This is a genomic window from Clostridium budayi (genome assembly GCF_055396605.1).
Genome location: NZ_AP042456.1, coordinates 910,473 through 936,468, shown reverse-complemented (window position 1 = coordinate 936,468; position 25,996 = coordinate 910,473). Strand labels below are relative to the sequence as shown.

At 29.7% G+C, this 25,996-nt stretch carries 20 protein-coding genes and 1 other annotated feature; of the genes, 1 reads left to right on the top strand and 19 read right to left on the bottom strand.

Going from position 1 to position 25,996, the window contains the following annotated elements; all coding sequences use genetic code 11:
- Positions 1 to 81: 81 nt before the first annotated feature.
- Positions 82 to 348: a binding site (T-box leader), on the bottom strand.
- Positions 349 to 407: 59 nt separating this feature from the next.
- The 13 genes from ACZ5TJ_RS04320 to ACZ5TJ_RS04260 all read right to left on the bottom strand — a co-directional run bounded on the left by ACZ5TJ_RS04320 (position 408) and on the right by ACZ5TJ_RS04260 (position 17,765).
- Positions 408 to 2,285: a glycerophosphoryl diester phosphodiesterase membrane domain-containing protein gene (locus tag ACZ5TJ_RS04320; RefSeq protein ID WP_464201554.1), complete on the bottom strand. Its 1,878-nt coding sequence runs from the start codon at positions 2,283 to 2,285 to the stop codon at positions 408 to 410.
- A 99-nt stretch (positions 2,286 to 2,384) separates the two neighbouring features.
- Positions 2,385 to 3,275: a DMT family transporter gene (locus ACZ5TJ_RS04315; protein WP_464201553.1), complete on the bottom strand. Its 891-nt coding sequence runs from the start codon at positions 3,273 to 3,275 to the stop codon at positions 2,385 to 2,387.
- Between the two features lie 233 nt (positions 3,276 to 3,508).
- Positions 3,509 to 4,675, bottom strand: coding sequence for an iron-containing alcohol dehydrogenase (locus tag ACZ5TJ_RS04310; RefSeq protein ID WP_464201552.1), 1,167 nt, complete (start codon positions 4,673 to 4,675; stop codon positions 3,509 to 3,511).
- A gap of 48 nt (positions 4,676 to 4,723) precedes the next feature.
- A complete protein-coding gene (gene gltA, locus ACZ5TJ_RS04305) occupies positions 4,724 to 6,118 on the bottom strand; it encodes an NADPH-dependent glutamate synthase (RefSeq protein WP_464201551.1) in 1,395 nt (464 codons plus the stop codon).
- Entirely contained in the window at positions 6,118 to 7,008 is an 891-nt protein-coding gene (locus tag ACZ5TJ_RS04300) for a sulfide/dihydroorotate dehydrogenase-like FAD/NAD-binding protein (protein WP_464201550.1), read from the bottom strand. Before ACZ5TJ_RS04300 ends, gltA begins: the two co-directional genes overlap by 1 nt.
- Before the next feature lie 215 nt (positions 7,009 to 7,223).
- On the bottom strand, positions 7,224 to 9,146 hold the full coding sequence (locus tag ACZ5TJ_RS04295; protein WP_464201549.1) for a sigma-54-dependent Fis family transcriptional regulator: 1,923 nt from the start codon (positions 9,144 to 9,146) through the stop codon (positions 7,224 to 7,226).
- 178 nt (positions 9,147 to 9,324) lie between these two features.
- Complete coding sequence (smpB, locus tag ACZ5TJ_RS04290; protein WP_054199260.1) at positions 9,325 to 9,795, bottom strand: SsrA-binding protein SmpB; 471 nt, start codon at positions 9,793 to 9,795, stop codon at positions 9,325 to 9,327.
- Positions 9,796 to 9,922: 127 nt separating this feature from the next.
- Positions 9,923 to 12,154, bottom strand: a complete 2,232-nt coding sequence (rnr, locus tag ACZ5TJ_RS04285) for a ribonuclease R (RefSeq protein WP_464201547.1) — start codon at positions 12,152 to 12,154, stop codon at positions 9,923 to 9,925.
- A 272-nt stretch (positions 12,155 to 12,426) separates the two neighbouring features.
- Complete coding sequence (locus tag ACZ5TJ_RS04280) at positions 12,427 to 14,442, bottom strand: sodium-translocating pyrophosphatase (protein ID WP_464201546.1); 2,016 nt, start codon at positions 14,440 to 14,442, stop codon at positions 12,427 to 12,429.
- 203 nt (positions 14,443 to 14,645) lie between these two features.
- On the bottom strand, positions 14,646 to 14,876 hold the full coding sequence (gene secG, locus ACZ5TJ_RS04275; protein WP_039311177.1) for a preprotein translocase subunit SecG: 231 nt from the start codon (positions 14,874 to 14,876) through the stop codon (positions 14,646 to 14,648).
- Positions 14,877 to 14,998: 122 nt separating this feature from the next.
- A complete protein-coding gene (eno, locus tag ACZ5TJ_RS04270) occupies positions 14,999 to 16,294 on the bottom strand; it encodes a phosphopyruvate hydratase (RefSeq protein ID WP_464201544.1) in 1,296 nt (431 codons plus the stop codon).
- Positions 16,295 to 16,619: 325 nt separating this feature from the next.
- Positions 16,620 to 17,219 (bottom strand): protein kinase, encoded by a 600-nt coding sequence (locus tag ACZ5TJ_RS04265; RefSeq protein WP_464201543.1) that lies wholly within the window; start codon positions 17,217 to 17,219, stop codon positions 16,620 to 16,622.
- 129 nt (positions 17,220 to 17,348) lie between these two features.
- Positions 17,349 to 17,765 carry a DUF2871 domain-containing protein gene (locus ACZ5TJ_RS04260; protein ID WP_464201542.1) on the bottom strand — a complete coding sequence of 139 codons (417 nt, stop codon included), beginning with the start codon at positions 17,763 to 17,765 and terminating at the stop codon, positions 17,349 to 17,351.
- Between the two features lie 217 nt (positions 17,766 to 17,982).
- Here ACZ5TJ_RS04260 and ACZ5TJ_RS04255 point away from each other — a divergent pair, with 217 nt between their 5' ends.
- A complete protein-coding gene (locus ACZ5TJ_RS04255; protein ID WP_464201541.1) occupies positions 17,983 to 18,348 on the top strand; it encodes a hypothetical protein in 366 nt (121 codons plus the stop codon).
- A gap of 72 nt (positions 18,349 to 18,420) precedes the next feature.
- Here ACZ5TJ_RS04255 and gpmI read toward each other — a convergent pair whose 3' ends face one another.
- From gpmI to rpoN, 6 genes are all read right to left on the bottom strand, one after another.
- Positions 18,421 to 19,953 (bottom strand): 2,3-bisphosphoglycerate-independent phosphoglycerate mutase, encoded by a 1,533-nt coding sequence (gene gpmI / locus ACZ5TJ_RS04250; RefSeq protein WP_464201540.1) that lies wholly within the window; start codon positions 19,951 to 19,953, stop codon positions 18,421 to 18,423.
- Between the two features lie 193 nt (positions 19,954 to 20,146).
- Positions 20,147 to 20,893, bottom strand: coding sequence for a triose-phosphate isomerase (gene tpiA, locus ACZ5TJ_RS04245; protein WP_045725814.1), 747 nt, complete (start codon positions 20,891 to 20,893; stop codon positions 20,147 to 20,149).
- A 112-nt stretch (positions 20,894 to 21,005) separates the two neighbouring features.
- On the bottom strand, positions 21,006 to 22,196 hold the full coding sequence (locus tag ACZ5TJ_RS04240; protein WP_045725815.1) for a phosphoglycerate kinase: 1,191 nt from the start codon (positions 22,194 to 22,196) through the stop codon (positions 21,006 to 21,008).
- Positions 22,197 to 22,307: 111 nt separating this feature from the next.
- Complete coding sequence (gene gap, locus ACZ5TJ_RS04235) at positions 22,308 to 23,309, bottom strand: type I glyceraldehyde-3-phosphate dehydrogenase (RefSeq protein WP_464201538.1); 1,002 nt, start codon at positions 23,307 to 23,309, stop codon at positions 22,308 to 22,310.
- Positions 23,310 to 23,361: 52 nt separating this feature from the next.
- Entirely contained in the window at positions 23,362 to 24,432 is a 1,071-nt protein-coding gene (locus ACZ5TJ_RS04230; RefSeq protein ID WP_196296502.1) for a sugar-binding transcriptional regulator, read from the bottom strand.
- 137 nt (positions 24,433 to 24,569) lie between these two features.
- Complete coding sequence (rpoN, locus tag ACZ5TJ_RS04225; RefSeq protein WP_464201537.1) at positions 24,570 to 25,952, bottom strand: RNA polymerase factor sigma-54; 1,383 nt, start codon at positions 25,950 to 25,952, stop codon at positions 24,570 to 24,572.
- Positions 25,953 to 25,996: the final 44 nt, after the last annotated feature.

Genomic DNA, 25,996 nt, shown 5'->3' with positions numbered 1-25,996 from the left:
ACTCTCCTAATAACTCATCATTTCATACCACTTAGATCACCTCCTTAAATTTTTATAATAAAAAAACCGTCCTATGCTAAAACATAGGACGGATTATATACTTTCCGCGTTGCCACCTAATTTGTGTCTAATTATATATGTAATAAATTAAACACCACCTCAATTCAAGTACTATCATACTCTATCTGCTATAAGGTGCAGCCCACCATAAATGCTACTCTCTAAAAATAGATTTCGTTTTATTCCTACAAGGTCCATTCAATAAATCTCTTCTTGCTAAGATCTCACCACCCTTAGCTCTCTTTAATGAAGCTTAACTTACTTACTCTTCCTTATCAACGGATTATCAATTTTTTATTGTTTATATTATTATAATATTACTTTTTCAGAAAAATGCAACTACTTTTTTAAATTTTATCATAATTTATTATACTTAATATAGATTCATAAAAAGAATGTGTATAATCATGAGTATCACTTTTTTCTAATTCTTCCTGAGTTTTTCTAACCATTGGTACATTATCTGTTATTATATTATCTACTCCTAAATATAACATCTTTTCTGCAAGATCTTTACTATTTATCGTAAATACATCTACCTTTTTACCTAGTGCATGAAGTGCATATACTGTTTTTTCATTTACAAGTGATGAGTCTAAACAGAAGAAATCAACATTTAATTTTTGAAAATCACCAAATGCTGCAATTACAATATAACCAACCTTTAATTTAGGATTTATTCTCTTCATTTCTTGAAGAACTTCAAAATTATTTGAAGATATCATAACATCATTATCCATCTTATTTTTATCTATTAATTCACTAACCTTTTTAACTAACTCATCATTTTTTCCTTTTGGCTTAAGTTCTATATTTAATTTTATTTTTCCCTTTGCTTCTTTTAATACTTCATCTAGTGTTGGAACCTTTTCCCCCTTAAAGTCTTTTGAGAAAAATGATCCATTATCAAGTTTTCTTATTTCATCTAAAGTCATTTGTCTAGGAGCTTTTCCTTCCTTAGCTGTACGTCTAAATGTACTATCATGAAGTAATATTACTTTATTATCTTTAGTAGTTTGTACATCAATTTCAGCATAATTTGCTTTTTCTTTTTCAGCTTCTTTTATTGCAGATAAAGTATTTTCTGGTGCTAACGTACTTGCTCCCCTATGAGCAGTTATTAATGTTTTACTACATTTTATTTTATGACTTACTATACCATATCCAATAAAACCACTATATACTATAAAAATTATAGTAAGTATAACTACAAAAATTTTAGAGAATCTTTTAAAAAATTTATATACTAAATTATTTTTGTAATCATAAAAACATTTAAATTCTCTCTCTACAACATTCTCTTCATCTCTAAGTTTATAATAAAGTTCTACTAAGAATGAAACAAAAAGTGGTGTAGTTATAATTGAAACTATAGTAAACCCAGCATAAAAAATTGCTAGTAAACAATTTAAGAAAACTTTACTCATAACACTTTTTGAGCCTAAAACATATTTTGATATACCCATTCCAAAGCCAAGTGTTAAAATAACTAGTAAAAATTCAATTAAACTTATAATTATAGTCCATAGTATTATAGCTTTAAGTAACTTCCACTTATTATTTTTATATATAGTATAGCTTTTTCTTACAGCTTGTCTCCCTTTTACCTTTTCTATAACTACTATAGGTATTGATAAAACCCATCTTAATAAAAATATTACTACTGTTATTATAATTAATGCATATAATGCTTTCCCCCAAAGTGTCTTTGATAATTCTATAGTTATAAATGGTGGAATTGAGTAATTTTTTATTAATGAGCTACAAAGCCCTATTCCTGTAAGTGGTCCAATTACACCAGTTATTATTATTAAAGGAATTATCCCTCTATCAAATGTATCTTTTAATACACCTATCATATTAAATATTCCATCAAGTGCTTTAACCTTCTCTCTTCTATATGACTTTACTCCAATATAAGTCAAAGCTCCAATCTCTATAAATACAAGACAAAAGGCTAATATTACTAATATTAATATACATATAATTCCCTCTATACTTAAACAAAAGGAAATTATACTCTTATTTGCAATTGTCTCTAAACCTTCATTGCGCAGGAAATATCTAAATATAAAATATAATACTGGTGCAAATATAAAGGCTGTAAGTATTCTATAACAAATTTCAAAATACGTGCATCCAAACAAATTAAATTTGAAATCTATAAACGTTCTCTTAATTAAATTAATTAAACTAAATGTCTTTTGTTTATCTTTTTCCTCCAATATTTCTTCTCCTTTTTAAGTATTTTAAATAATTATATACTATCTTTATTAACCTCCTATTAACAAAAAAGACGTTTTAAATTAAAACGTCTTTTAATACTAATTTGATGATCTTGCAAGCCAAATAGCTGCAAATACTATTATAAGTCCTCCAAGTAATTGAAGTGCTGTTAATGTTTCTCCATATACTAAGTAAGCAAATAAACTTCCAAGTACAGGTTCTAATGCAACTAATACTGATGCAATTCCTGAATCTATGTAATCTGTTGATTTAACATATGCTATATTTGCAATGAATGTTGAAAGTACACCAATTGATAATATATTAAGTACAACAAATATAGGTTGTGCATTTGTTGTAATAGCTGTGTTTACTCCACTAAAATCAGTAAAGAATGCTAAAACTATTGCACTTGCTATAAATCCGTATATAAGCATACTGTCTTTTGAATATTTTCCATCGAAAAATCTTGGTATAACAAGTTGAAGCGCAAAAAGTACTCCTGTTGAAAGTCCAATTAATAATCCAATTATATCTAAGTTTTCAAATCCAACTCCAAATATATTTGAAATTAAAATACAACCTGTAATAGCAAGTAAAATTACTATTGCCTTTTTTGCTGTAATTTTTTCTTTAAAGAATATTGCATTAAAAATTGTTACCCATATTGGGTTTGTAAACATAAGTACTGTAGCAACTGCTATTGGTACTCTTTCAACTGCAATATTAAATGTAGTGAATGATAATCCAAATGTTACTATACCATATAAAGCGCTAACTATAATTCCTTTTAAATCAATCTTAAAGGCGTTTTTATTAAATATAAATAAAAATATACTAAATCCTATAGCTGCAATTAAGCATCTAAAAAATGAAATACTCATAGAATTTATTCCTGCATTAGCTAGTGTTCTACTAGTTACGCCCATCATTCCCCAGAATAATGTTGCAATTAATACAAGTGAAATTCCTTTTTTCTTATTGTTCATTTAATCCTTCCTTTCGTAATTCATTATATCTTCTTTTTTGCTAAGGTTTACATAAAGAAGTCACCTTACTATTTTACTATAAATTCTTATACTTTTCTTATATTTTATCAATTGTTTACATTTTAGTCACATAAAAAAATAAAAATAAAAATAAAAATAAAAATAAAAATAAATAAATTCCCTTATCCACAATTAAATGTAGATAAGGGAATTTCTAAACTTATTTTTATTTACTAGAAGTTAACATCTTCTCCATAGTATGCAGCTTTATAAATTGCTTCAATTAAATCTTCATCAACTTTTCTTGGATTAGTTACTGTACATGCATCTATAACTGCATTTTTAGACATGTATTTAACATTTGCTTTAAATTCTTCTTCATCAACACCATATTCTTTAAATGTTTTTGGTATATTAAGTTCTTCATTTAAGTTTCTTATAACCATAACTAATGAATCTACTAATTCATCATCATTGTTTCCACTAAGGTGTAACATCTTAGCTATTTCTACAAATCTATCTTTAGCAGTAACTTTATTAAATTGTATTACTGCTGGAAGTAAAATTGCATTTGCACATCCATGAGGCACATGGAATACTCCCCCTATTTTATGAGCCATTGAATGAACTATTCCAAGGGATACATTACTAAATGCCATACCAGCTAAACATTGAGCATCGTGCATTTCAGCTCTTGCATCCATGTCTCCTTCATATGATCTTTTTATATAAGTTCTAACCATATCTATAGCCTTTAAAGCTAATGGATCAGTAAAGTTATCTGCTATTGTTGATACATATGCTTCTATTGCATGTGTCATAGCATCCATACCTGTATAAGCTACTAATTTTTTTGGCATAGTTTCTGCAAGTTCTGGATCAACTATTGCTATATCTGGTGTTATTTCAAAATCAGCTAAAGGATATTTAATCTTTTCACCATAATCAGTTATAACTGAGAATGCTGTTACTTCTGTAGCTGTACCACTAGTTGAAGCTATAGCTATAAATTTAGCTTTATTTCTAAGCTTTGGTAACCCAAATGGTACTATTGCTTCTTTAAAAGTAAAGTCTGGATGTTCGTAGAATATCCACATAGCTTTAGCTGCATCAATTGGTGATCCTCCACCAAGACCAACTATCCAATCAGGTTCAAAGTCTCTCATTGCCTCTGCACCTTTCATAACAGTTTCAACAGATGGATCTGATTCAACTCCATCAAATACTCTAACTTCAAGACCTGCTTCTTTTAAATTATCTTCAATTTTTTGTAAGAAACCAAATCTTTTCATTGAGCCTCCACCCATAACTATCATTGCTTTCTTACCTTCAATATTCTTTAAAACATCAATTGATCCTTTTCCATGATAAATGTCTCTTGGTAATGTAAATCTTGCCATAAAATATTCCTCCTAATTCCCATGTAAAAATTTATATAAAAATTATATTTATTTGTCTTTTAAATACTCATCAATTGCTTTAGCTGCATCTTTACCTGCACCCATAGCAAGTATTACAGTTGCAGCCCCAGTTACTGCATCACCACCTGCATAAACTCCTTCTCTTGAAGTTTTACCTGTGTGTTCTTCAGCTACAATACATTTTCTCTTATTTATATCAAGACCTTTTGTTGTATGTGATATTAATGGATTTGGTGATGTTCCAAGTGACATTATTACAGTGTCAACATCCATTATAAATTCTGATCCCTTTATTTCTACTGGTCTTCTTCTACCTGATTCATCTGGTTCTGAAAGTTCCATTCTTACACATTTCATTCCAGTAACCCATCCATTTTCATCAGTTAATATTTCAGTTGGATTAGTTAAAAGGTCAAATATTATACCTTCTTCCTTTGCATGATGAACTTCTTCAATTCTTGCTGGAAGTTCTTCTTCTCCTCTTCTATAAACTATATGAGTTTCACTACCTAATCTTAATGCTGTTCTTGCAGCATCCATAGCAACATTTCCGCCACCTACAACAGCAACTTTTTTACCTAGTTTTACAGGAGTTTTGTAATCTTCTTTAAAAGCTTTCATTAAATTAACTCTTGTTAAGAATTCATTTGCAGAAAATACTCCGTTTGCATTTTCTCCTTTTATTCCCATAAATCTTGGAAGTCCAGCACCTGATCCTATAAATACAGCATCAAAATCTTCGTTTTCTAATAGTTCATCTATTGTTATTGTTCTTCCTATAATTACATTGGTTTCAATTTTTACTCCAAGTTTTTTTATGTTTTCAATTTCTTTTTTAACAATCTTATCTTTTGGAAGTCTAAATTCTGGAATTCCATAAACTAAAACTCCACCAGCTTTATGAAGTGCTTCAAAAATAGTTACATCATAGCCTTTTTTAGCTAAATCTCCAGCACATGTAAGACCTGCAGGACCACTTCCTATTACAGCAACTTTCTTTCCATTTTTAGGTTCTTTTTCTGAAAGGTCTACATCATTTTCCATGCTCCAATCAGCAGTAAATCTTTCAAGTTTACCAATTGATAAAGCATCACCTTTTATTCCTAGTACACATTTACCTTCACATTGACTTTCTTGAGGGCAAACTCTTCCACATACAGCTGGAAGTGCACTATATTTTGAAATAACTTTAGCTGCTTCTTCAAAATTACCTTCTGATACTTCTTTAACAAATCCAGGTATATCTATTGATACTGGGCAACCTTCTACACATCTTGGATTTTTACAATTTAAACATCTTTTAGCTTCTCTTACAGCTTCATCTTCGTTATATCCTAAACAAACTTCTTTAAAATTTTTAGCTCTTTCTTTTGGATCTTGTTCACGTACTGGAACTCTTTTTAATCTTTCTTCCATATTCATTATTTATCACCTCCGCAATGTCCACAGCCACCATGATGAGTGTCTCCTTCTCTTTCCTTAAGGATTGCTCTTCCTTCTTCTGTCTTATACATAGTTTGTCTTCTCATTGCTTCATCAAAATTAACTAGATGTCCATCAAATTCTGGTCCATCAACACATGCAAATTTAACTTCATCTCCAACTGTTACTCTACATGCACCACACATACCAGTTCCATCAACCATTATTGGATTTAAACTAACAGTTGTCTTTATTCCAAGTTCTTTAGTTAACATACACATAAATTTCATCATTATCATAGGACCTATAACTACAGCTTCATCATAGTGTTTTCCTTCATCTTTAACTAAATGAGTTAATAAGTCAGTAACTCTACCATTAAATCCATATGATCCATCATCTGTTGAAATATAAAGATTTTTAGAAACTTCTCTCATTTCATCTTCTAATATTAAAAGATCTTTAGTTCTACTTCCTATAATTACATCAACATCTATGCCATGTTCTTTCATCCACTTAACTTGAGGATATACAGGAGCAGCACCTACTCCACCTGCTATAAAGATATATTTTTTCTTTTTTAAATCTTCAATATTTTCTGTAACAAATTCACTTTCTCTTCCAAGAGGTCCAACAAAATCACTTACATAGTCACCTACATTTAATCTTTCAAGTTCTTTTGTTGCTTCTCCAACTACTTGGAACACTATAGATACTGTTCCTTTTTCTTTATCAAAATCTGCAATTGTTAAAGGCACTCTTTCACCTTTTTCATCAGTTTTAACAATTATAAATTGTCCTGGCTTTGCAGAATGTGCAACTCTTTTTGCTTCTATGTCCATTAAATATATATTGTTTGTTAATTCTCTTTTTGAAACTATTTTATACATATCAAACTCGCAGCTCCTTTTTTTATGTATTCATTTCTACACTAATAAATATTAGCAAATTCCGTGCCAACTGTTATAATTTTAACAATATCCTAGTAATAATCTCATTCTTTATACATTTCTGTAAAATATATAGAAAAAGACATATGTATTATTTTAATACATATGCCTAATTTTATTGTCCTATTTTATTACACTGTATTTTTTTAGTACAACTAATATATATTATATTTATCTAATTTATAGTATAAAGTATTTCTACTAATTCCAAGAGATTTAGCCGTTCTACTCATATTATATTGATTGTACTTAATTGCTTTTTCTATTAAAACTTTCTCTATATCCTTTATCTTAAAATCATTACCTAATTCTATATATATTCCTCTATCTTCTTTGTCATTTACTTCACATTCTTTATGTTTATCTTTTATTTCTTCTATATTTTTATCTTCCATATCATCTTCAAACTGATATGATATTTTTCCATCTAAATTCACTATATTTTCAATGCAATTTTCAAGTTCACGTACATTCCCCGGCCATGAGTAATTTATTAATTTGTTATATAAATTCTCATCAATTTTAGGAACATTTTTATTAAGCTTAAATGCTTTAATTCTTAAAAAATGCTCTATTAATTTTTCAACATCCCCTTTTCTTTCTCTAAGAGGAGGAAGATATATTGGAATTACGCTTAATCTATAGAAAAGATCTTCTCTAAATGTTCCATTTTTAATCTCTTCTTTTAAATCTTTATTTGTAGCTGCTATAATTCTAACATCTATAGGAATTTCTTTTTCACTTCCTATTCTAGTTATTCTTCCTTCTTGTATTACTCTTAATAAATGTACTTGCATCTCTAGTGGCATTTCACCAATTTCATCTAAAAATACTGTTCCTCCATTTGCTACTTCAAACTTTCCAAGTTTACCGCCTTTTTTTGCTCCAGTAAATGCACCTTCCTCATATCCAAATAGTTCACTTTCTATTAAGTTTTTAGGAATTGCACCACAATTTATAGCAACAAATTTTTTGTCTCTTCTATAGCTAAAATTGTGAATTGCTTGGGCTAAAATTTCTTTACCTGTCCCACTTTCTCCTTGAATAAGCACAGTTGAAGGACTATTAGCTATTATCTTACAATTAGTTATAACATTTAATATTGCATCACTTTCTCCTAAAATATCATCAAAAGTTTTATAAGCTGAACGTGATGTATACATGTTGTCCTGCATTTCTGTCTTTTTACTTAAAGTAACTACTGCACCTACAACCTTTTCATTTAACTTAATAGGTTTTACTGTTATTAATGTTCTGTTATTTGTATCACTTAATAACTTTATTTCTTTTATATATGTTTTATAATTATCCTTTTCAAAACTTAAAGCTATGTTTTTCCATCCTGGAATTATAGTATCTATCTTTTCATCTATTAAATCTTCTCCTAGAATATTTAATATTTCACAAGCAAGACTATTTACATTGGTAATTTTCCCATCTGAATCAACAATTATTATGCCTTTGTCCACATTATCCATAACACTTCCTACATAGTTATAAGCTTCCTTTAATATATTGTTTATATGTCTTTTTTCAAGTTCTTTTTCTATTGCCTTAACACAAAATATAACTAATCCAAGTGAATGAGGATGTTTATTCATCCATTCAGAAGTTAAATTAAGTGTTCCTATAATGTTGCCACTTTTACCATGTATCGGTGCCGCTGAACATGTAAGCCTTTTAAATATATTTATGTAATGCTCTTCTGCTGTAAGTTGTACAGCTCTATCTTCTTCTAAAGCTACTGCCATAGCATTTGTACCTATATTTTTCTCATCCATATACATGCCTGTCTTTATATTTAATTTTTCATATTCTTTAACTGTATTTTCCTTACCGGTTACTCTTAAGATACATCCATCTTTATCTGTTAGAACTATTATAAACTCTTCGTTTTTTAATACTTCATTAAACATATCCATGTATACTTTCGCTATACTTATTAACTCAGAATTTTCTTTTAATACATTTTGAAGTTCATCATTATTTAGCGTTTTATTGGAACTTTTACTATCTATTTTTATACCATATTCCTTACTTCTTTTATGTGAATTTAAAATTCTCTTATCAAAACCCATGAGAAACTTCCCCCTATTATCCATCTCTTTTATCTAGTAGTGTTTTATAAATACATTATAATACCATTCCTAGAAATTTATTTATGTATTTACAATTAATTTACAAACTTCGTGTTTTCATAAACAAAATAAGACTATCTAAAATCAAATTTTAAAATCCTTTTAGATAGCCTTAAACTTAATATCTGTTTTTATTTTTAATTGCTCTTTGCATTTCTCTATTATGGGCTTTTTCAAGAAGTGAATCTCTCTTATCGTAATTTTTCTTACCCTTACAAACTCCAAGTGCAACCTTTACTCTTCCCTCTTTAAGATATAATGAAAGAGGTACAAGTGTTAATCCTTCTTTTGATACTAATCCTGCAAGTCTTCCTATTTGTTCTTTATGAAGAAGTAGCTTTCTATCTCTTAATGGGTCTACATTAAATATATTTCCTTGTTCATATGGACTTATATGCATTCCTCTTATAAATATTTCACCATTTCTAACTTCCCCATAGCAATCCTTAAGATTAACTCTTCCGTTTCTAATTGATTTAACTTCTGTTCCAACAAGTACAAGACCTGCTTCAATAGTTTCTTCTATAAAATAATCGTGTCTAGCTTTTCTATTTTCTGCTAAAGAATTTGAATTTTTCTTTCTTACCAATTTTATCACCTACTTCTTATTTAAACCTATATAACTTAGTAAAATTATAATATAAGTTATAGAAATTCGCAATTATTCTAGACTTAACAGTAAAAAAGCAATCTCAAAAGAGATTGCCTTTAGAAATCTATTCTTCTATTATATCTTCTGATTGTGCTAATACTTCTTTTAATTCCTTTTTAACTTGAGGAATTTTTTCATTTAATTCTTTTAAAGCTTCTTCTTTAATATCTTCATCTTCTTCATCAGAAATTAAATCAAAATAAATTTCTCTATTTTCTATATCAACTTTACTACATTTAACCTTAACTTCATCACCAAGTCTATAAATATTCTTAGTTCTTTCTCCAATTAAAGCTAAATGATTTTCATCATATACATAGTAGTCATCTTCAAGTGCAGTTATATGAACCAATCCTTCGATTGTGCTTGGAAGTTCTACAAACATACCAAATGAAGTAACTGATGAAACAATTCCTTCGAATTCTTGACCAATTCTTTCTTGCATGTATTCTGCTTTCTTTAAATCATCAACTTCTCTTTCAGCTTCTTGTGCAACTCTTTCTGTTTCAGAAGATTGCTTTGATGCATAATCAACTATTCCTATAAGTTTCTTAGCTCTTCCACCATCAATCTTTCCATTGATTTGTTCTTTTATAATTCTATGAATTTGAAGGTCTGGATATCTTCTAATTGGTGATGTGAAGTGACAGTAGTATCTAGCTGCTAAACCAAAGTGACCTAAACTTTCTGGTGAATATCTAGCTTTCATCATTGATCTTAAAAGTAGAGTACTTACAACTGTTTCTTCTTTCTTACCTTTAACTTTATCTAAAACTTCCTGAAGAGTTCCTGGGTGGATTTCTTGACCCCATTTCATTGTATATCCTAGATTATAAATAAATTCTCTGAATTTAATAAGCTTTTCTTCATCTGGATCTTCGTGAACTCTATAAACAAATGGTAAGTTAGTCCAGTACATATATTCAGCTATTGTTTCATTACATACAAGCATGAATTCTTCTATAATTCTATTTGAAATTTCTCTTGGATAAGGTTTTATTTCAACCGGTTTTCCTAAAGAATTAAGAGTTATTTTAGCTTCTTCAAATTCGAAGTCTATAGCTCCCCTCTTCATTCTTCTACCTCTTAAAATCATAGCAAGCTCTTCCATAGCCTTAAAATCTTCATATAAATAATCGTATTTCTTAATTAATTCTTCGTCTTTATCTACAAGAATCTTAGTAACATCTGTATATGTCATTCTTTCATTAGTTCTAATAATACCTTCATGTATTGAATGATCTATTACCTTACCTTTTTTGTCGATTGTCATTATACAGCTAAGTGTTAATCTATCAACTTTAGGATTTAAAGAACATATTCCATTTGAAAGTTTCTTAGGTAACATTGGAATAACTCTATCTATTAGGTACACTGATGTTCCTCTCTTTAAAGCTTCTTTATCTAGAGGATCTTTTTCTCTAACATAGTGAGTTACGTCTGCTATGTGTACTCCAAGTCTAAAATTGCCGTCTGGTAATCTTTCTATAGATACAGCATCATCTAAGTCTTTAGCATCTTCACCGTCTATAGTAACCATTTTTAAGTTTCTAAAGTCTGTTCTTCTTTTATATTCTTTAGGTTCTATTTCTTCGTCTATCTTATCTGCATAATTTAAAACTTTATCTGGGAATTCTTCTGGTAATCCAAACTTTTTAATTATAGTAAGTATATCAAGACCTTTATCTCCCTTTTGACCTAAAACTTCTGTTATAACACCTTCTGGGCTTCTTCTCTTTTCTGGCCATTTAGTTACTTCAACTATTACAACATCTCCGTCATTAGCCCCATTTCTATCTTTCTTTGATATGAATATGTCTTGATGAAGTCTTGTATCTTCTGGAACAACAAATCCGAAGTTTCTGCTATTTTCATAAACACCAATTATTTTGTTGTTTGCTCTTTCAACTACTTCTACAATTTCTCCTTCTCTTTTCTTACCATTTCTATCTTCCCTAGTAATTTGTGCTAGAACCTTATCTCCATTCATAGCCCCATTCATACATGATGATGGTATAAATACATCTTTTTCGCCTTCATTTTCTGGTATTAAAAAACCAAATCCTCTTTGATGTCCTTGAAGTCTACCAGCAACTAGTCCAACTCTTTCTGGAATACAGTATTTTTCCTTTTTAGTTAATACTATTAATCCTTCTCTCTCCATTGCATTAAGTACTTTTTTAAATGCTCTAATTTCATCTGATCTTATATCAAAAACTGCAACCAATTCACTTAAAGTCATTGGTTTGTATGCTTCTTCACGCATAAATTGTAATAATGTATGTTTTATTCTCATATTATTCCTCCGTTATTAATCTTATATCATTAGTATATACTTTCCTTTATTTCTTTATACTATTCATTTAATATAATACCTATTATACATCAATGATAATTATTATTTAAGTAAATTATATCTATAATAACATAACTTTCCTAAAACCGTTATTTAATCTTCTAAAAATTTAATGATTTTATATTATTTAATAAATTTAAATATAATAAAAGCTATCTTTTTAATATTTTTTAAATTATAAAAAGATAGCTCCCATGTTTATCTATATAACATTAAAATAATATTCCTCCAAATTCAACAATAAGTGGTGCAAATACAACTGCAACTATTGTCATAAGCTTAATTAATATATTCATGGAAGGTCCTGATGTGTCCTTAAATGGATCTCCAACAGTATCACCAATTACTCCAGCTTTATGAGCATCGCTTCCTTTTCCTCCATTTACTCCGCTTTCAATATACTTTTTAGTGTTATCCCAAGCTCCACCTGCATTTGACATTAAAATAGCCATCATAACACCTGTTACAACACCTCCGCATATAAGTCCTGCTAGTGCCTCTTTTCCAAGTAGTATCCCTACAACAAGAGGTGATAACACTGCAATAATTCCAGGGGCTATCATTTCCCTTAAAGCTGCTCTTGTTGATATTTCAACACATGTAGAGTATTCTGGTTTTTCTGTTCCTTCCAATATTCCAGGCTTTTCTTTAAACTGCCTTCTTACTTCTGAAACCATTTCTCCCGCTGCTTTTCCAACTGATTGCATAGTTAAAGCTCCAAATAAAAATGGAAGCATACCTCCTATTAATACTCCAACTAATGTTAATGGATTTAATAAATTAATAGCTTCTAAGTTTACTGCTTGAGTATAAGATGCAAATAATGCAAGTGCAGTAAGAGCTGCTGAACCTATAGCAAACCCTTTACCTATGGCAGCTGTAGTATTACCTACTGAATCTAATTTATCTGTTATTTCTCTAATACTTTCATCAAGTCCACTCATTTCAGCTATTCCCCCAGCATTATCTGCAATAGGACCATACGCATCAACAGCTACTGTTATAGCTGTAGTTGAAAGCATTCCAATAGCTGAAAGTGCAATACTATATAATCCTATTAATGAATTATCACTTCCGCCTGCTCCAAAGTATGAAATTAATATTCCAATAACAATTAAAATAATTGGCATAACAGTTGATTTCATCCCAACTGCAAGTCCTGCTATTATATTAGTTGCAGCACCTGTTTTACATTCTTCTGCCATATATTTAACTGATTTATAATCAGATGATGTGTATATTTCTGTAATCTTTCCAATTAAAAGTCCAACGCATACACCAACTACAATTGGTATAAATAATTTTAAATCTTTAAAGAAATAATTGCATGCTAAACCACTTAATATAAGAGCTATTATTCCTGATAAAAAACTTCCTATATTAAGTGCTTTTTGTGGATTATCACCTTTATACATCTTAACTGCAAAAATTCCTATTATAGAAGCTATAATTCCAATTGCTGCAAGTATTAAAGGATATATTAAAGCTTCTCTTCCAAGTACAGTTGATACTAAAAAACTTCCAAGTGTTATAGCTGATATTATTGAACCTACATAAGATTCAAAAAGATCAGCTCCCATACCACATACATCACCAACATTATCTCCAACATTATCAGCTATAACAGCTGGATTTCTTGGATCATCTTCTGGTATATTAGCTTCAACCTTCCCAACTAAATCTGCTCCAACATCTGCTGCCTTTGTATATATACCTCCACCAACTCTTGCAAAAAGTGCTATTGATGAAGCACCAAGACCAAATCCAGTGATGTATTCAGTATTTAAATCAAATACTACTGAAAGCATAGTAACTCCAATTACTCCAAGTGAAACAACGCAAAGTCCCATTACAGTTCCACCAGAAAAAGCAACATCTAATGCTTTTTTGATTCCTGACTTAGCTGCATTTGCACATCTTACATTTGCCTTAACAGCTATTCTCATACCAACAAATCCTGCTACCATAGAGAAAATTGCACCGACTAAAAATGCAATTGCTGTCTTATAGCTTAAAAATATAGAAATTAAAAGGAAAATACATACTACAAAAATCGAAAGATATTTATATTCCTTTTTTATAAAAGCCATAGCCCCCTCTTCAATATGTGATGCTATTTCCCTCATTTTCTTATTGCCAGGATCTTTTTTCAAAATATCTTTTGCAATAAAAATTAAAACAATTAACGAAATAATACTACAAAATAACGGTAATGCTAATAATTCCATTTTTACACCTCATAAATTTATATTATTCTCCTAATATAAATCTATGAATTTAATATCATTTTATACACTGTATATTAGTTTTATTCCCATTACTTTTATTACTTCAAACAAACTTCCTAAGTATTATAATAAATAGATTTTATAAAAAAAAGCCAGTCAATAAATTGACTGGCTAAAATTCTAATTTGCGCTTCCCACAAATACTAAATCATATTTAATGCCATTGTATTTACTACAAATAGTAGCATAGAGATAACAGTTGTTCTCTCTAACATAACTTCTCTTGTTCTTGATTTATTTCTTGAGAAGAATGTATCATTGTTGCTACCTTGAATAAGTCCACTTAACGCATCTGACTTACTAGGTTGCATTAGTATTGATACTATAACAACTAAACCAAGTATAGCTTCAACAACAAATAATGCTGTTTTCATGGGAAACACCTCCTAATATTTAAACACTTAAAATTTTATACTATTTAACTTATTTAGTATAACATATAGGATAATTTTTATCAAACATTAATTTCCAAAAACCATCATATTGTATTTAAATATTATTTTTTAAGATTGAAGAATGAATTCATTCCTCTGTATTCTGCTACATCATCAAGTTCTTCAGCGATTCTTAGTAATTGATTATATTTAGCAACTCTTTCTGATCTTGCTGGTGCACCTGTTTTGATTTGACCTGCATTAACAGCAACAACTAAATCTGAAATTGTTGTATCTTCAGTTTCACCTGATCTATGTGAAATAACTGCTGTATATCCAGCTCTATTTGCCATTTCTATAGCATTTAAAGTTTCTGTTAAAGTACCAATTTGGTTAAGTTTAATAAGAATTGAGTTTGCAATTCCCATTTCAATACCCATCTTTAATCTTTCAGTATTAGTTACGAATAAATCATCACCAACTAATTGAATTCTCTTTCCAAGTCTTTCAGTTATTATCTTCCATCCTTCGTAATCTTCTTCTGCCATACCGTCTTCGATTGAGATTATTGGATATTTATTAACTAAGTTTTCATAGAAATCAACCATTTCTTTTGGTGATAATGTCTTTCCTTCATGTTTTAATACATACTTACCATCTTCGAAGAATTCTGATGAAGCTGGGTCAAGTGCTATAAAGATATCTTTTCCTGGTTCTAATCCAGCTTTCTTAACAGCTTCTATTATAACTTCAATAGCTTCTTCATTTGATTTTAAATCTGGTGCAAATCCACCTTCATCACCAACACCTGTTGAATATCCTTTTTCATTTAATAATTTCTTAAGTGCATGATATACATCAGAACACATTCTTAAAGCATCACCAAATGTACTTGCTCCAACTGGCATGATCATAAATTCTTGAAGGTCTACTGAGTTATCAGCATGTTCTCCACCATTTATAATGTTCATCATTGGAACTGGTAATACTTTAGCATTTACTCCACCAACATATTGATATAAAGGTAATCCTAAATATTCTGCTGCTGCTCTAGCTACTGCAAGTGATACACCTAGTATTGCATTAGCACCTAATTTTCCTTTGTTTTTAGTTCCATCAAGTTCGATTAATGTCTTATCTATAAATACTTGATCTAATGCATTTAAACCTATAAGTTCATCTGCAATTATTTCATTAACGTTCTTTACAGCATTTAAGACACCTTTTCCGTTGAATCTGTCTTTATCACCGTCTCTAAGTTCTACAGCTTCAAATACTCCTGTTGATGCTCCTGATGGTACTGCAGCTCTTCCTACTGTTCCATCTTCTAAGTAAACTTCAACCTCAACTGTTGGGAATGATCTTGAATCTAATATTTCTCTTGCTACGATATCTACTATTTCTGCGTATTGTTTCATTTTTAATACCCTCCTCTTTGGAAATCAATTACCAATAATTATTATTTGTATTTATAACAAATTTTATTAATTATTTTTATTATTTTCTCTAACTACATTATATAGCTTTTTATTGATATTTTCAATCAATTGATATTTATTTTCAGTTTTTTAATATATATCTTATTTTTATAATATTCTAAACCATTTATTAATATTATTTTTGAGTTAAATCACATAAAAAAATGGCTATATAAGCATAGAAAGGTTTAAAAATAAATATTAAATATATTTTTAAACCTTTCTAAGTTTATTATTCTTTTCTCTGATATATACCACTTACTCATTATTTTATATATTCTATATTTTTCTTTTTAAAATATTTTTCTATCTCTTTTTGCCAATACTTAGCTTTAACTTTGTCAATTTCTCTTACGTATTCTAAAAAATCATCTAATACTCCGAGTCTATTAAGCTTTTTCATTAAATGTCTTGGAAAATCTACCTTTCTTGTGTAGCATCCTTTAGGATCTATTAACATTAATTTTCCACTTTCAGTTATATAAACATCTCTACATCTTGTATCTAATTTTTTAAATCCTAGTTTCTTAAATTCTTTTAATAAATTACATATTTTTATAGTTAAATCCTTATCTATTCCGTTTCTCTTTATGTATTTATCTAGACGTACTCCTGATACCTTTTCTCTTACAATATATAATTTTCCGTGTACATATATTTTAGGAAAATGTTTTGATTTTTTTGTTCTCTTTAAGGTATTCCCTTCTGCCTTACAAATCTTTTCTTTTAGAAATATTTTTACTATCTTGTTTCCTGGGAGGTCGTATACTATTCCATTATTGCCTTGCCCTAAATATTTACTCTCTCTAAATAATTTTTCTGTATCTTTGTCAAAGCAAACGGAATAATCATAATTAGCTTTCATATTATCTACCTAAATATTATTCTTCTCAATATATATTATTAAACTTATTCTTTATGGTGATAATCTTATAAAACTTATTATATGTTTTATGTTATTTAATAAAACAAAAAAATAAGCTAAAGATTAACTTTAGCTTATTTTTTGACTTTTCACAACTTCTTTTCTTATTACAATAAACATCATTATAATTCCGATACTAAATATAATATGTGAAATTCCTGCTATTCCTGAAATCATAGCACCCCCATTTAATCCTAGCACTTGGTCAATTCCTCTCCATAAAAACATAGATATCATAAATATAAGACCTACATTATAAGTAATAAAAAATTTATTAAATGATTTATTCTTAGTTATTTTAAATTCTTTTTCAAATAAAACAAGTAATAAAAATACTAAACTACCTAATGCAAATAAATGTACATGCATTACTGATAAAGTTGTCTTATCAGTAAACTCTAAACTCCTTGTAAATTCACGATAAAAAACTCCACTTACTAATGCCAAAATGGTATAAATAAAGGCTGTGTTGATTAACTTCTTCATTTATTCTCTCCTTATACTAATTACTTTTTATATTGATACTTATTGTTTATTAATAAGTATTATCTATAATTTTATCATTATCATTTTTAAGTGTATATATAATTACTATATAACTTTTTAATGCTTAATAAGTTTTAGTTATAGTTAAAGTAGTTGTAATAATTATTTAAAATAAAGATATATTATAACTGAAGTATAAATAGTTAGGAGTTCTTTTATGGTTTGGTTTTTCGATTCTATAAACTCAAAAGCTAAATTTAAAGTTTTAAATAATACAGATGACAATATTTTTTTAGTAAAACTTTTTTCAAAAGATATAAACACTCATGATATAAAGAAGAGTTTACCTCCAAATTTTACTGAACTTTTTACAATAGCATCTACCGAGTTCTCTATAAATGAAATAGATTCTACTTCACTATATATTTTATTTACTGATCCTATTGGAATAGATCATAAATTTTTAGTTTATGAAAATTTAAATAAAAATATCTATATAGATTATAAAATTATAATTTCTAAATCTAAAATTGGAGACTATACTATATCATGTCGTGATCTAATTAAATACCCTGAATTCTAAAATCTTAAATTTTTCTATAAAAAAAAGAACTCGTAATTAAACAAGTTCTTTTTTTATTTAAACTTAATTAAATTATTTTATTAAGCAATGTCCAGTCATTTCTTCTGGTGATTTAAGACCCATTTCATGAAGCATAGTTGGAGCTATATCTGATAACTTACCATCTTCCAAAGTCTTTCCTTCTGTATGGTTTGATACCCATACAAATGGAACTGGATCAGTTGTGTGAGCTGTAAATGGAGTTCCTGTTGAGAAATCTATCATTGTTTCTGCATTTCCGTGGTCAGCAGTTACGAATAATGATCCGTCTTTTTCAAGAACTTTAGCTGCGATTTTACCTAAGCATTCATCTACAGTTTCAATAGCTTTAACAGCAGCTGGAATTACTCCAGTGTGTCCTACCATATCTGGGTTTGCGTAGTTTAATATGATCATATCATATTTATCGCTATCTAATCTCTTTATTAATTCATCAGTTACTTCGTATGCACTCATTTCTGGCTTTAAATCATAAGTTGCAACTTTTGGTGATGCAATAAGTGCTCTATCTTCATTTTCATTTGGTTTTTCAACTCCACCATTGAAAAAGAATGTTACGTGAGCATATTTTTCAGTTTCAGCAATTCTTAATTGGTTTAATCCCTTATTTGCAACGAATTCACCTAAAGTATTTGTTAATGTTTGAGCTTTAAATGCTACATTAACTCCTTCAAATGTCTTATCGTATTGAGTCATTGATACAAATACTAAATCTAACTTTTCAGCATTGAATCCATCAAAATCTTTTTGAGTTAATGCTCTTGTAAGTTCTCTTGCTCTATCTGGTCTAAAGTTAAAGAATATAACTGAATCTCCTGATTTAACTGTTGCAACTGGGTGTCCATCTTTTTCCACTACAGTTGGTAATACGAATTCGTCAGTTTTATTATCATTGTATGAGTTTTCTATAGCTTCTACTGCGCTAGTTGCAGTTTCGCCAGTTCCCTTAACTATTACATTGTATGCAAGTTCAACTCTTTCCCATCTGTTATCTCTATCCATTGCGTAGTATCTTCCGCTTATAGTTGCGATTTCTCCTACTCCAATTTCTTTCATCATTTCTTCTGTCTTTTCTATAAATTCTTTACCTGATGAAGGTGCAACGTCTCTACCATCCATGAATGCATGAACGTAAACTTTTTGAAGACCTTCTTTTTTAGCGAATTCTAAAAGACCTCTTAAGTGATCTATATGAGAGTGAACTCCACCATCTGATAATAATCCCATTAAGTGTAATGCAGAATTATTTTCTTTAGCATTTTTCATTGCTTTAAGAAGTTCTGGATTTTGGAAGAATTCTCCGTCTTCTATTGCTTTTGTTATTCTAGTAAGCTCTTGATATACTATTCTACCTGCTCCTATATTTAAATGACCAACTTCTGAGTTACCCATTTGTCCTTCTGGAAGACCAACAGCCATTCCTGAAGCTTGAAGCATTGAATGAGGATATTCCTTTACTAATCTATCGAAATTTGGTTTTTTAGCTAATGAAACAGCATTACCTTCTGAAGCTTCTGCTATTCCAAAACCATCTAGTATCATTAACATTACTGGTTTTTTTGCCATAATTTTACCTCCATTTGTTTACAAAAAATATAATTAATCTCTTTTTACATTATTTATAATATTTCTCTTATATTATACTACAATAAATAATCATAAACAACAAAAAGCAATAGCTTGAAAGAATCCATTTAATTCAATCATAACTATTGCTTTGTACGTTAAATTCTAGTATTAATAAATCTTATTATTAATATTAGTAATTAACGATTTGAGCGAAGTCTGCAGGTACTAAACTAGCTCCTCCAACTAAAGCTCCATCTATATCTGATTGTGCCATTTGTTCTTTAATTGTAGCTGGTTTAACTGATCCACCGTATTGAATTCTTACTTTATCAGCAACTTCTTGACCGAACATTTCAGCAACAACTTTTCTTATTGCAGCTATTGTTTCGTTAGCTTGTTCTGAAGTAGCAGTTTTTCCTGTTCCGATAGCCCAGATTGGTTCGTAAGCTATTATAACTTTTTCTGCTTCTTCTTTAGCTAATCCTTCTAAATCAGCTTTGATTTGTCCAGCTAAAACTTCAACATATTTTCCTGATTCTCTTTGTTCTAAAGTTTCTCCACAGCAAAGGATTGGAGTTATGTTATGTTTGAAAGCAGCTTTAACTTTCTTGTTGCAAGTTTCATCTGTTTCATTGAAGTATTCTCTTCTTTCACTGTGTCCGATTACTACGTATTCGATTCCCATAGCTTCAAGCATAACTGGTGAAACTTCTCCAGTGAAAGCTCCGCTTTCTTCAAAGTGCATGTTTTGTGCAGCTATTTTTACGTTTGATCCTTTAGCAGCTTTTACAGCAGCGTCTAGGCATACGAAAGTTGGGCAAAGTACTACATCACAAGTAGCATCCTTTACTAATGGTTTGAATTCATTTATGAATGCAACTGCTTCATCTACAGTCTTGTTCATTTTCCAGTTTCCTGCGATTATTGCTTTTCTCATTAAAATCACCTCTAAAATATTTTGTTGTTCGTATCTCAATAAGGTAGCCACTCTTTAAAATTTAAAAGAGCGGCTTTTTATTTATAAAAACTATTTAGGCTAAACTTAAATATTAGCTATTTAAAGCATCTATTCCAGGTAATACTTTACCTTCTAAGAATTCAAGTGAAGCTCCACCACCAGTTGAGATGTGAGTCATCTTATCTCCGAATCCTAAGATGTTTACAGCTGCAGCTGAATCTCCACCACCTATTATAGTAGTTGCATTTGAATCAGCCATAGCTTTAGCTACTGCAATTGTACCTTTGTTGAAGTTTTCGAATTCGAATACTCCCATTGGTCCGTTCCAGATTACAGTCTTAGCATCTTTTACTGCATCAGCATATAATTTTTCTGTTTTTGGTCCGATATCTAGTCCCATGTTTCCAGCTGGAATGTTTTGGTCTTCAGTTATTGTAGCTTCCATATCTTTGAATTCTGGTGCTACTCTGTGATCTACTGGTAATAAGAAGTTAACTCCCTTAGCTTTAGCTTTTTCGATCATTTCTTTAGCGTATTCAACTCTATCTTCTTCAACTAATGAAGTTCCGATTTCGTATCCTTGAGCTTTTAAGAATGTGTAAGCCATTCCTCCACCGATTATTAAAGTATCAACTTTATCTAAAAGGTTGTTTATAACAGCTATCTTATCTGAAACTTTAGCTCCTCCTAAGATTGCAACGAATGGTCTTTCTGGGTTTTCAACAGCATCTCCTAAGAACTTTAATTCTTTTTGAATTAAATATCCGCATACAGCTGTATCTAAGTAATCAGTTACTCCAACAGTTGAGCAGTGAGCTCTGTGAGCTGTTCCGAATGCATCGTTTACGAAGATTTCAGCAAGTGAAGCTAATTCTTTTGAGAATTCTTCTCCGTTCTTAGTTTCTTCTTTTCTGTATCTTGTATTTTGTAGTAATACAACGTCTCCGTCTTTCATTTCAGCAACTGCTTTTTTAGCATTTTCTCCAACAACATTGTCGTCAGCTGCGAAAACAACTTCTTTACCAAGCATTTCGCTTAATCTCTTAGCAACTGGTGCTAATGATAATTCTGGCTTTGGTTCTCCCTTTGGTTTACCCATGTGTGAGCAAAGGATTACTTTAGCTCCGTTATCAACTAAGTATTTTATAGTTGGAAGTGCTCCGTTTAATCTATTTTCATCAGTTATAACACCGTCTTTTAATGGTACGTTAAAGTCACATCTTACTAAGACTTTTTTACCTTTTACGTTTATATCTTCTACAGTCTTTTTATTGAAGTTCATTCTTTTCACCTCTTACATAAATTTAAATGTATTTTAAAATAGTCTGGCCTTATAGCCTTATACTACAAAACCAGACTTATAAAACTTTTTATTTACTATCTAATTAATAGACTACTTTAAGTTAGCGAAGTATCCTAAAGTTCTGATTAATTGGTTAGTGTATGACATTTCGTTGTCGTACCATGAAGCAACTTTAACTAATTGTTCTCCGTTAACTTCCATGATCTTAGTTTGAGTTGCATCGAATAATGATCCGAAGCTTATTCCGATAACGTCTGATGATACTATTGGATCTTCAGTGTATCCGAATGATTCGTTAGCAGCAGCTTTCATTGCAGCGTTTACTTCTTCAACAGTTACTTTCTTGTCAAGTACACATACTAATTCAGTTAATGAACCAGTTATTACTGGAACTCTTTGAGCGTTTCCGTCTAATTTACCAGCTAATTCTGGGATAACTAATCCGATTGCTTTAGCAGCTCCTGTTGAGTTAGGGATGATTGATCCTGCAGCAGCTCTAGCTCTTCTTAAGTCTCCTTTTCTGTGTGGAGCGTCTAATGTATTTTGGTCATTTGTGTAAGCGTGGATTGTAGTCATGAATCCTTCTTTTAATCCAAATGAATCATTTAATACTTTAGCCATTGGAGCTAAACAGTTAGTTGTACATGAAGCACCTGAGATAACTGTGTCTTCTGCCTTTAATATTTCGTTGTTTACGTTGAATACAACTGTTGGAAGGTCGTTTCCAGCTGGAGCTGAGATAACAACTTTCTTAGCACCTGCTTCTAAGTGAGCTGAAGCCTTTTCTTTTGAAGCGAAGAATCCAGTACATTCTAAAACGATGTCTACTCCTAATTCTCCCCATGGTAATTCAGCTGGGTTAGCGTTTGCAGTAACTTTGATTTCTTTTCCGTTAACTACGAAAGCTCCTTCTTTAACTTCGATTTCTCCATCGAATCTTCCTTGTGCTGAATCATATTTGAATAAGTGTGCTAACATTTTAGCATCTGTTAAGTCATTGATTGCAACCACATTAAATTCAGGGTTGTTAATCATTAATCTTAATGCTAATCTTCCTATTCTTCCAAAACCGTTAATTGCTACATTTACCATTGTAAATACCTCCTAAAAATAGCTTTTATAAAAAATTTTTTTATAAACAAATTTAATTATCTCTGCCAGTTAAAATTTTTAAAATTTCTATTCCAGCAGCTTCATCAGTAACTAAAACTCCGTTTTCGTTACCTCTTTGAGTCGCAATAATTGACTCAACTTTATTTTTTCCACCAGCAACAACTATATGTGTGTTAATTTTTCTGGCTTCATCAATATTTATTCCAATAGCAGTTCTTTTTGAAACTACTTTTGAATCTTTATCAAAATAACATCCAAATGCCTCTCCAACAGCCTTAAGCTTTTTGAGCTTTAAGATACTTTCATCAGAAAGTCCTCTCTTTTTAGCCATTTCAAAGGCGTTACCCACTCCATATAAAAATACATCTGCATTATGTATACTTTGCACAACTTCTTTTATGTCATTTTCTTCTTTTAATGATTTAAGAAGTTCTAAGCTAACATTTTCAGATACATGAAGCATTCTATAACTTCCATGGACTTTTTTCGCAAGGGATGCAGCTAATGTGTTTGCTTGTATTTCTACAGTTCTTCCCATTCCACCTCTTGCTGGAACTACTAATACATTAGATAGATTTTTTATCTCCCCAAATGATTCTACAACTTCTTTAACTGAGCTTCCTCCTGTTAAAGCAATTATTGAATCACTTTTAATTATTTTACTTAAATAATTAGCTGCTGCTTTACCAATATCTTTTAAAACAGCTGGATTACTATCTACATCTCCAGGAACTATTATAACTTTTTTTAAGAGAAGATGTTCTTTTATATCTTTTTCAATATCTGATAATCCTCTAAGTTCATGTATAAATGAACTTAACTTATCAACTAACTCTTCTCCACTTTTAGTAACATTCATACCTGGTGTATTAACTTCTATTAACCCCTGACCTTTAAGAAAACTTATCTCCGTTCTAACTACCCTCTCACTTAATCCAAGTTCATTCGCTAAAACTCTTCTTCCTATTGGTTGGTTTAAAAATATAGTCCTTAGTATATTGTACCTTTTTTCGAGTACCTCTACAAGTTCAGGAACTATTTTCTTTTGCAATCTTAATATTTCCTGCAACTTCAACACCCCTTTGGTCACAAAACGTCCCATACTTTTCTTTTTTGTCCCACAGGTACTATTATAAATTAAATTCAAGTATTTTGGAAGTCTAAATTTAAATTTTTTTGATTTTTATCCCTTATTTAGTATATGAATATACTGTCATACCTTATATTAACAAAGGTTAACTAAAGTCTTTTTCTTTTACTTGAAGATTTAATTCCAAGTTCCTCTCTGTATTTTGCCACAGTTCTTCTTGATATATTCATGCCTTCTTCTTTTAATTTATCGCAAATAAATTGATCAGAATAAGGCTTTGTTTTATTTTCTTCGTCTATTAAAACTTTAATTCTATTTTTAATTTTTATAACTCCTAAATCTTCATCTCCATTTGAAACTGCTGTTGTAAATAAATCTTTTATTTTAATAGTTCCTCTATCTGTAAGTATGTATTTGTCCTTTATTGCTCTACTTATAGTTGATTCATGAACATTTAAATCTTCAGCTATTTCTTTTAATGTCATAGGTTTTAAGTAATTGTATCCTTTTGAAAAATACTCTTTTTGTCTTTCAATTATCTTTTCTAATACTCTATATAAAGTACTTCTTCTTTGCTCAATACTTTTAATTAAGAATAATGCTTTATTTAATTTTTCTTTTACATAATTAGATGTATCACTATTTTTATCACTATTTATAACTTGTTTATATGTTTTGTTTATAGATAATTTAGGTAACACACTATCATTCATTATTATTATATATTCACCATCAAGTTCTCTTATAGCTGCATCTGGAATTATAAATTTAACTTCTTCTCCAGTATAAAAACCTCTTGATGGTTTAGGTTCTAACTTTTTAATTATATCTCCATACCTTTGCGCTTCTCTTGGTGATATTTTAAGACTTTTTCCAATTGCAGTATATCTATTTTCCGCTATTTCATTTAAATGATTTTTTACTATTTTGACCATTATTTCATCATCTAAAGCAAGCTTATCCAATTGAATAAGTAAACATTCTTCTATATTTCTAGCTCCAATTCCATATGGTTCTAAGTCTTGTACTATTTTTAGTACCTCTTCCCCTTTTTCAAGGGGAATTTTAAGTTCTTCACATATAATATTTAGGTCACATTCCAAATAACCTCTATGATCTAAATTTTCTATAATATATTCAGCTATTTCTTTTGTATACTCATCAATGTCAAGTTCCATAAGCTCTTCATCTAAAAACTCTTTTAATGATTTCTTTTCTGATATGAAATTAAAAGGCGATACTTCATCATCACTATCATAACTTCCATAACTTTGAGCTCCATAATTATCAAATTCAAAGTATTTTATCATTTCTTTATAATCATATTTATCCATAGGTTTTTCTTCTGATATACTTGATTTTTCTTGACTATGATCTTTTATATCAAGTATAGGATTTTCTTGATATTCTTTATCTATATATTCTCTTAAATCATTAACTGACATTTGTAGCATTTTAATTGATAGCTGCATCTCTTGAGTCATAATTAACTTTTGTTCTTGAGTTAATTTAATAGAATACTCCATTTTCATAATATCACTCATTTCCCTCTTTATTTTCTTTATAATTATATCAT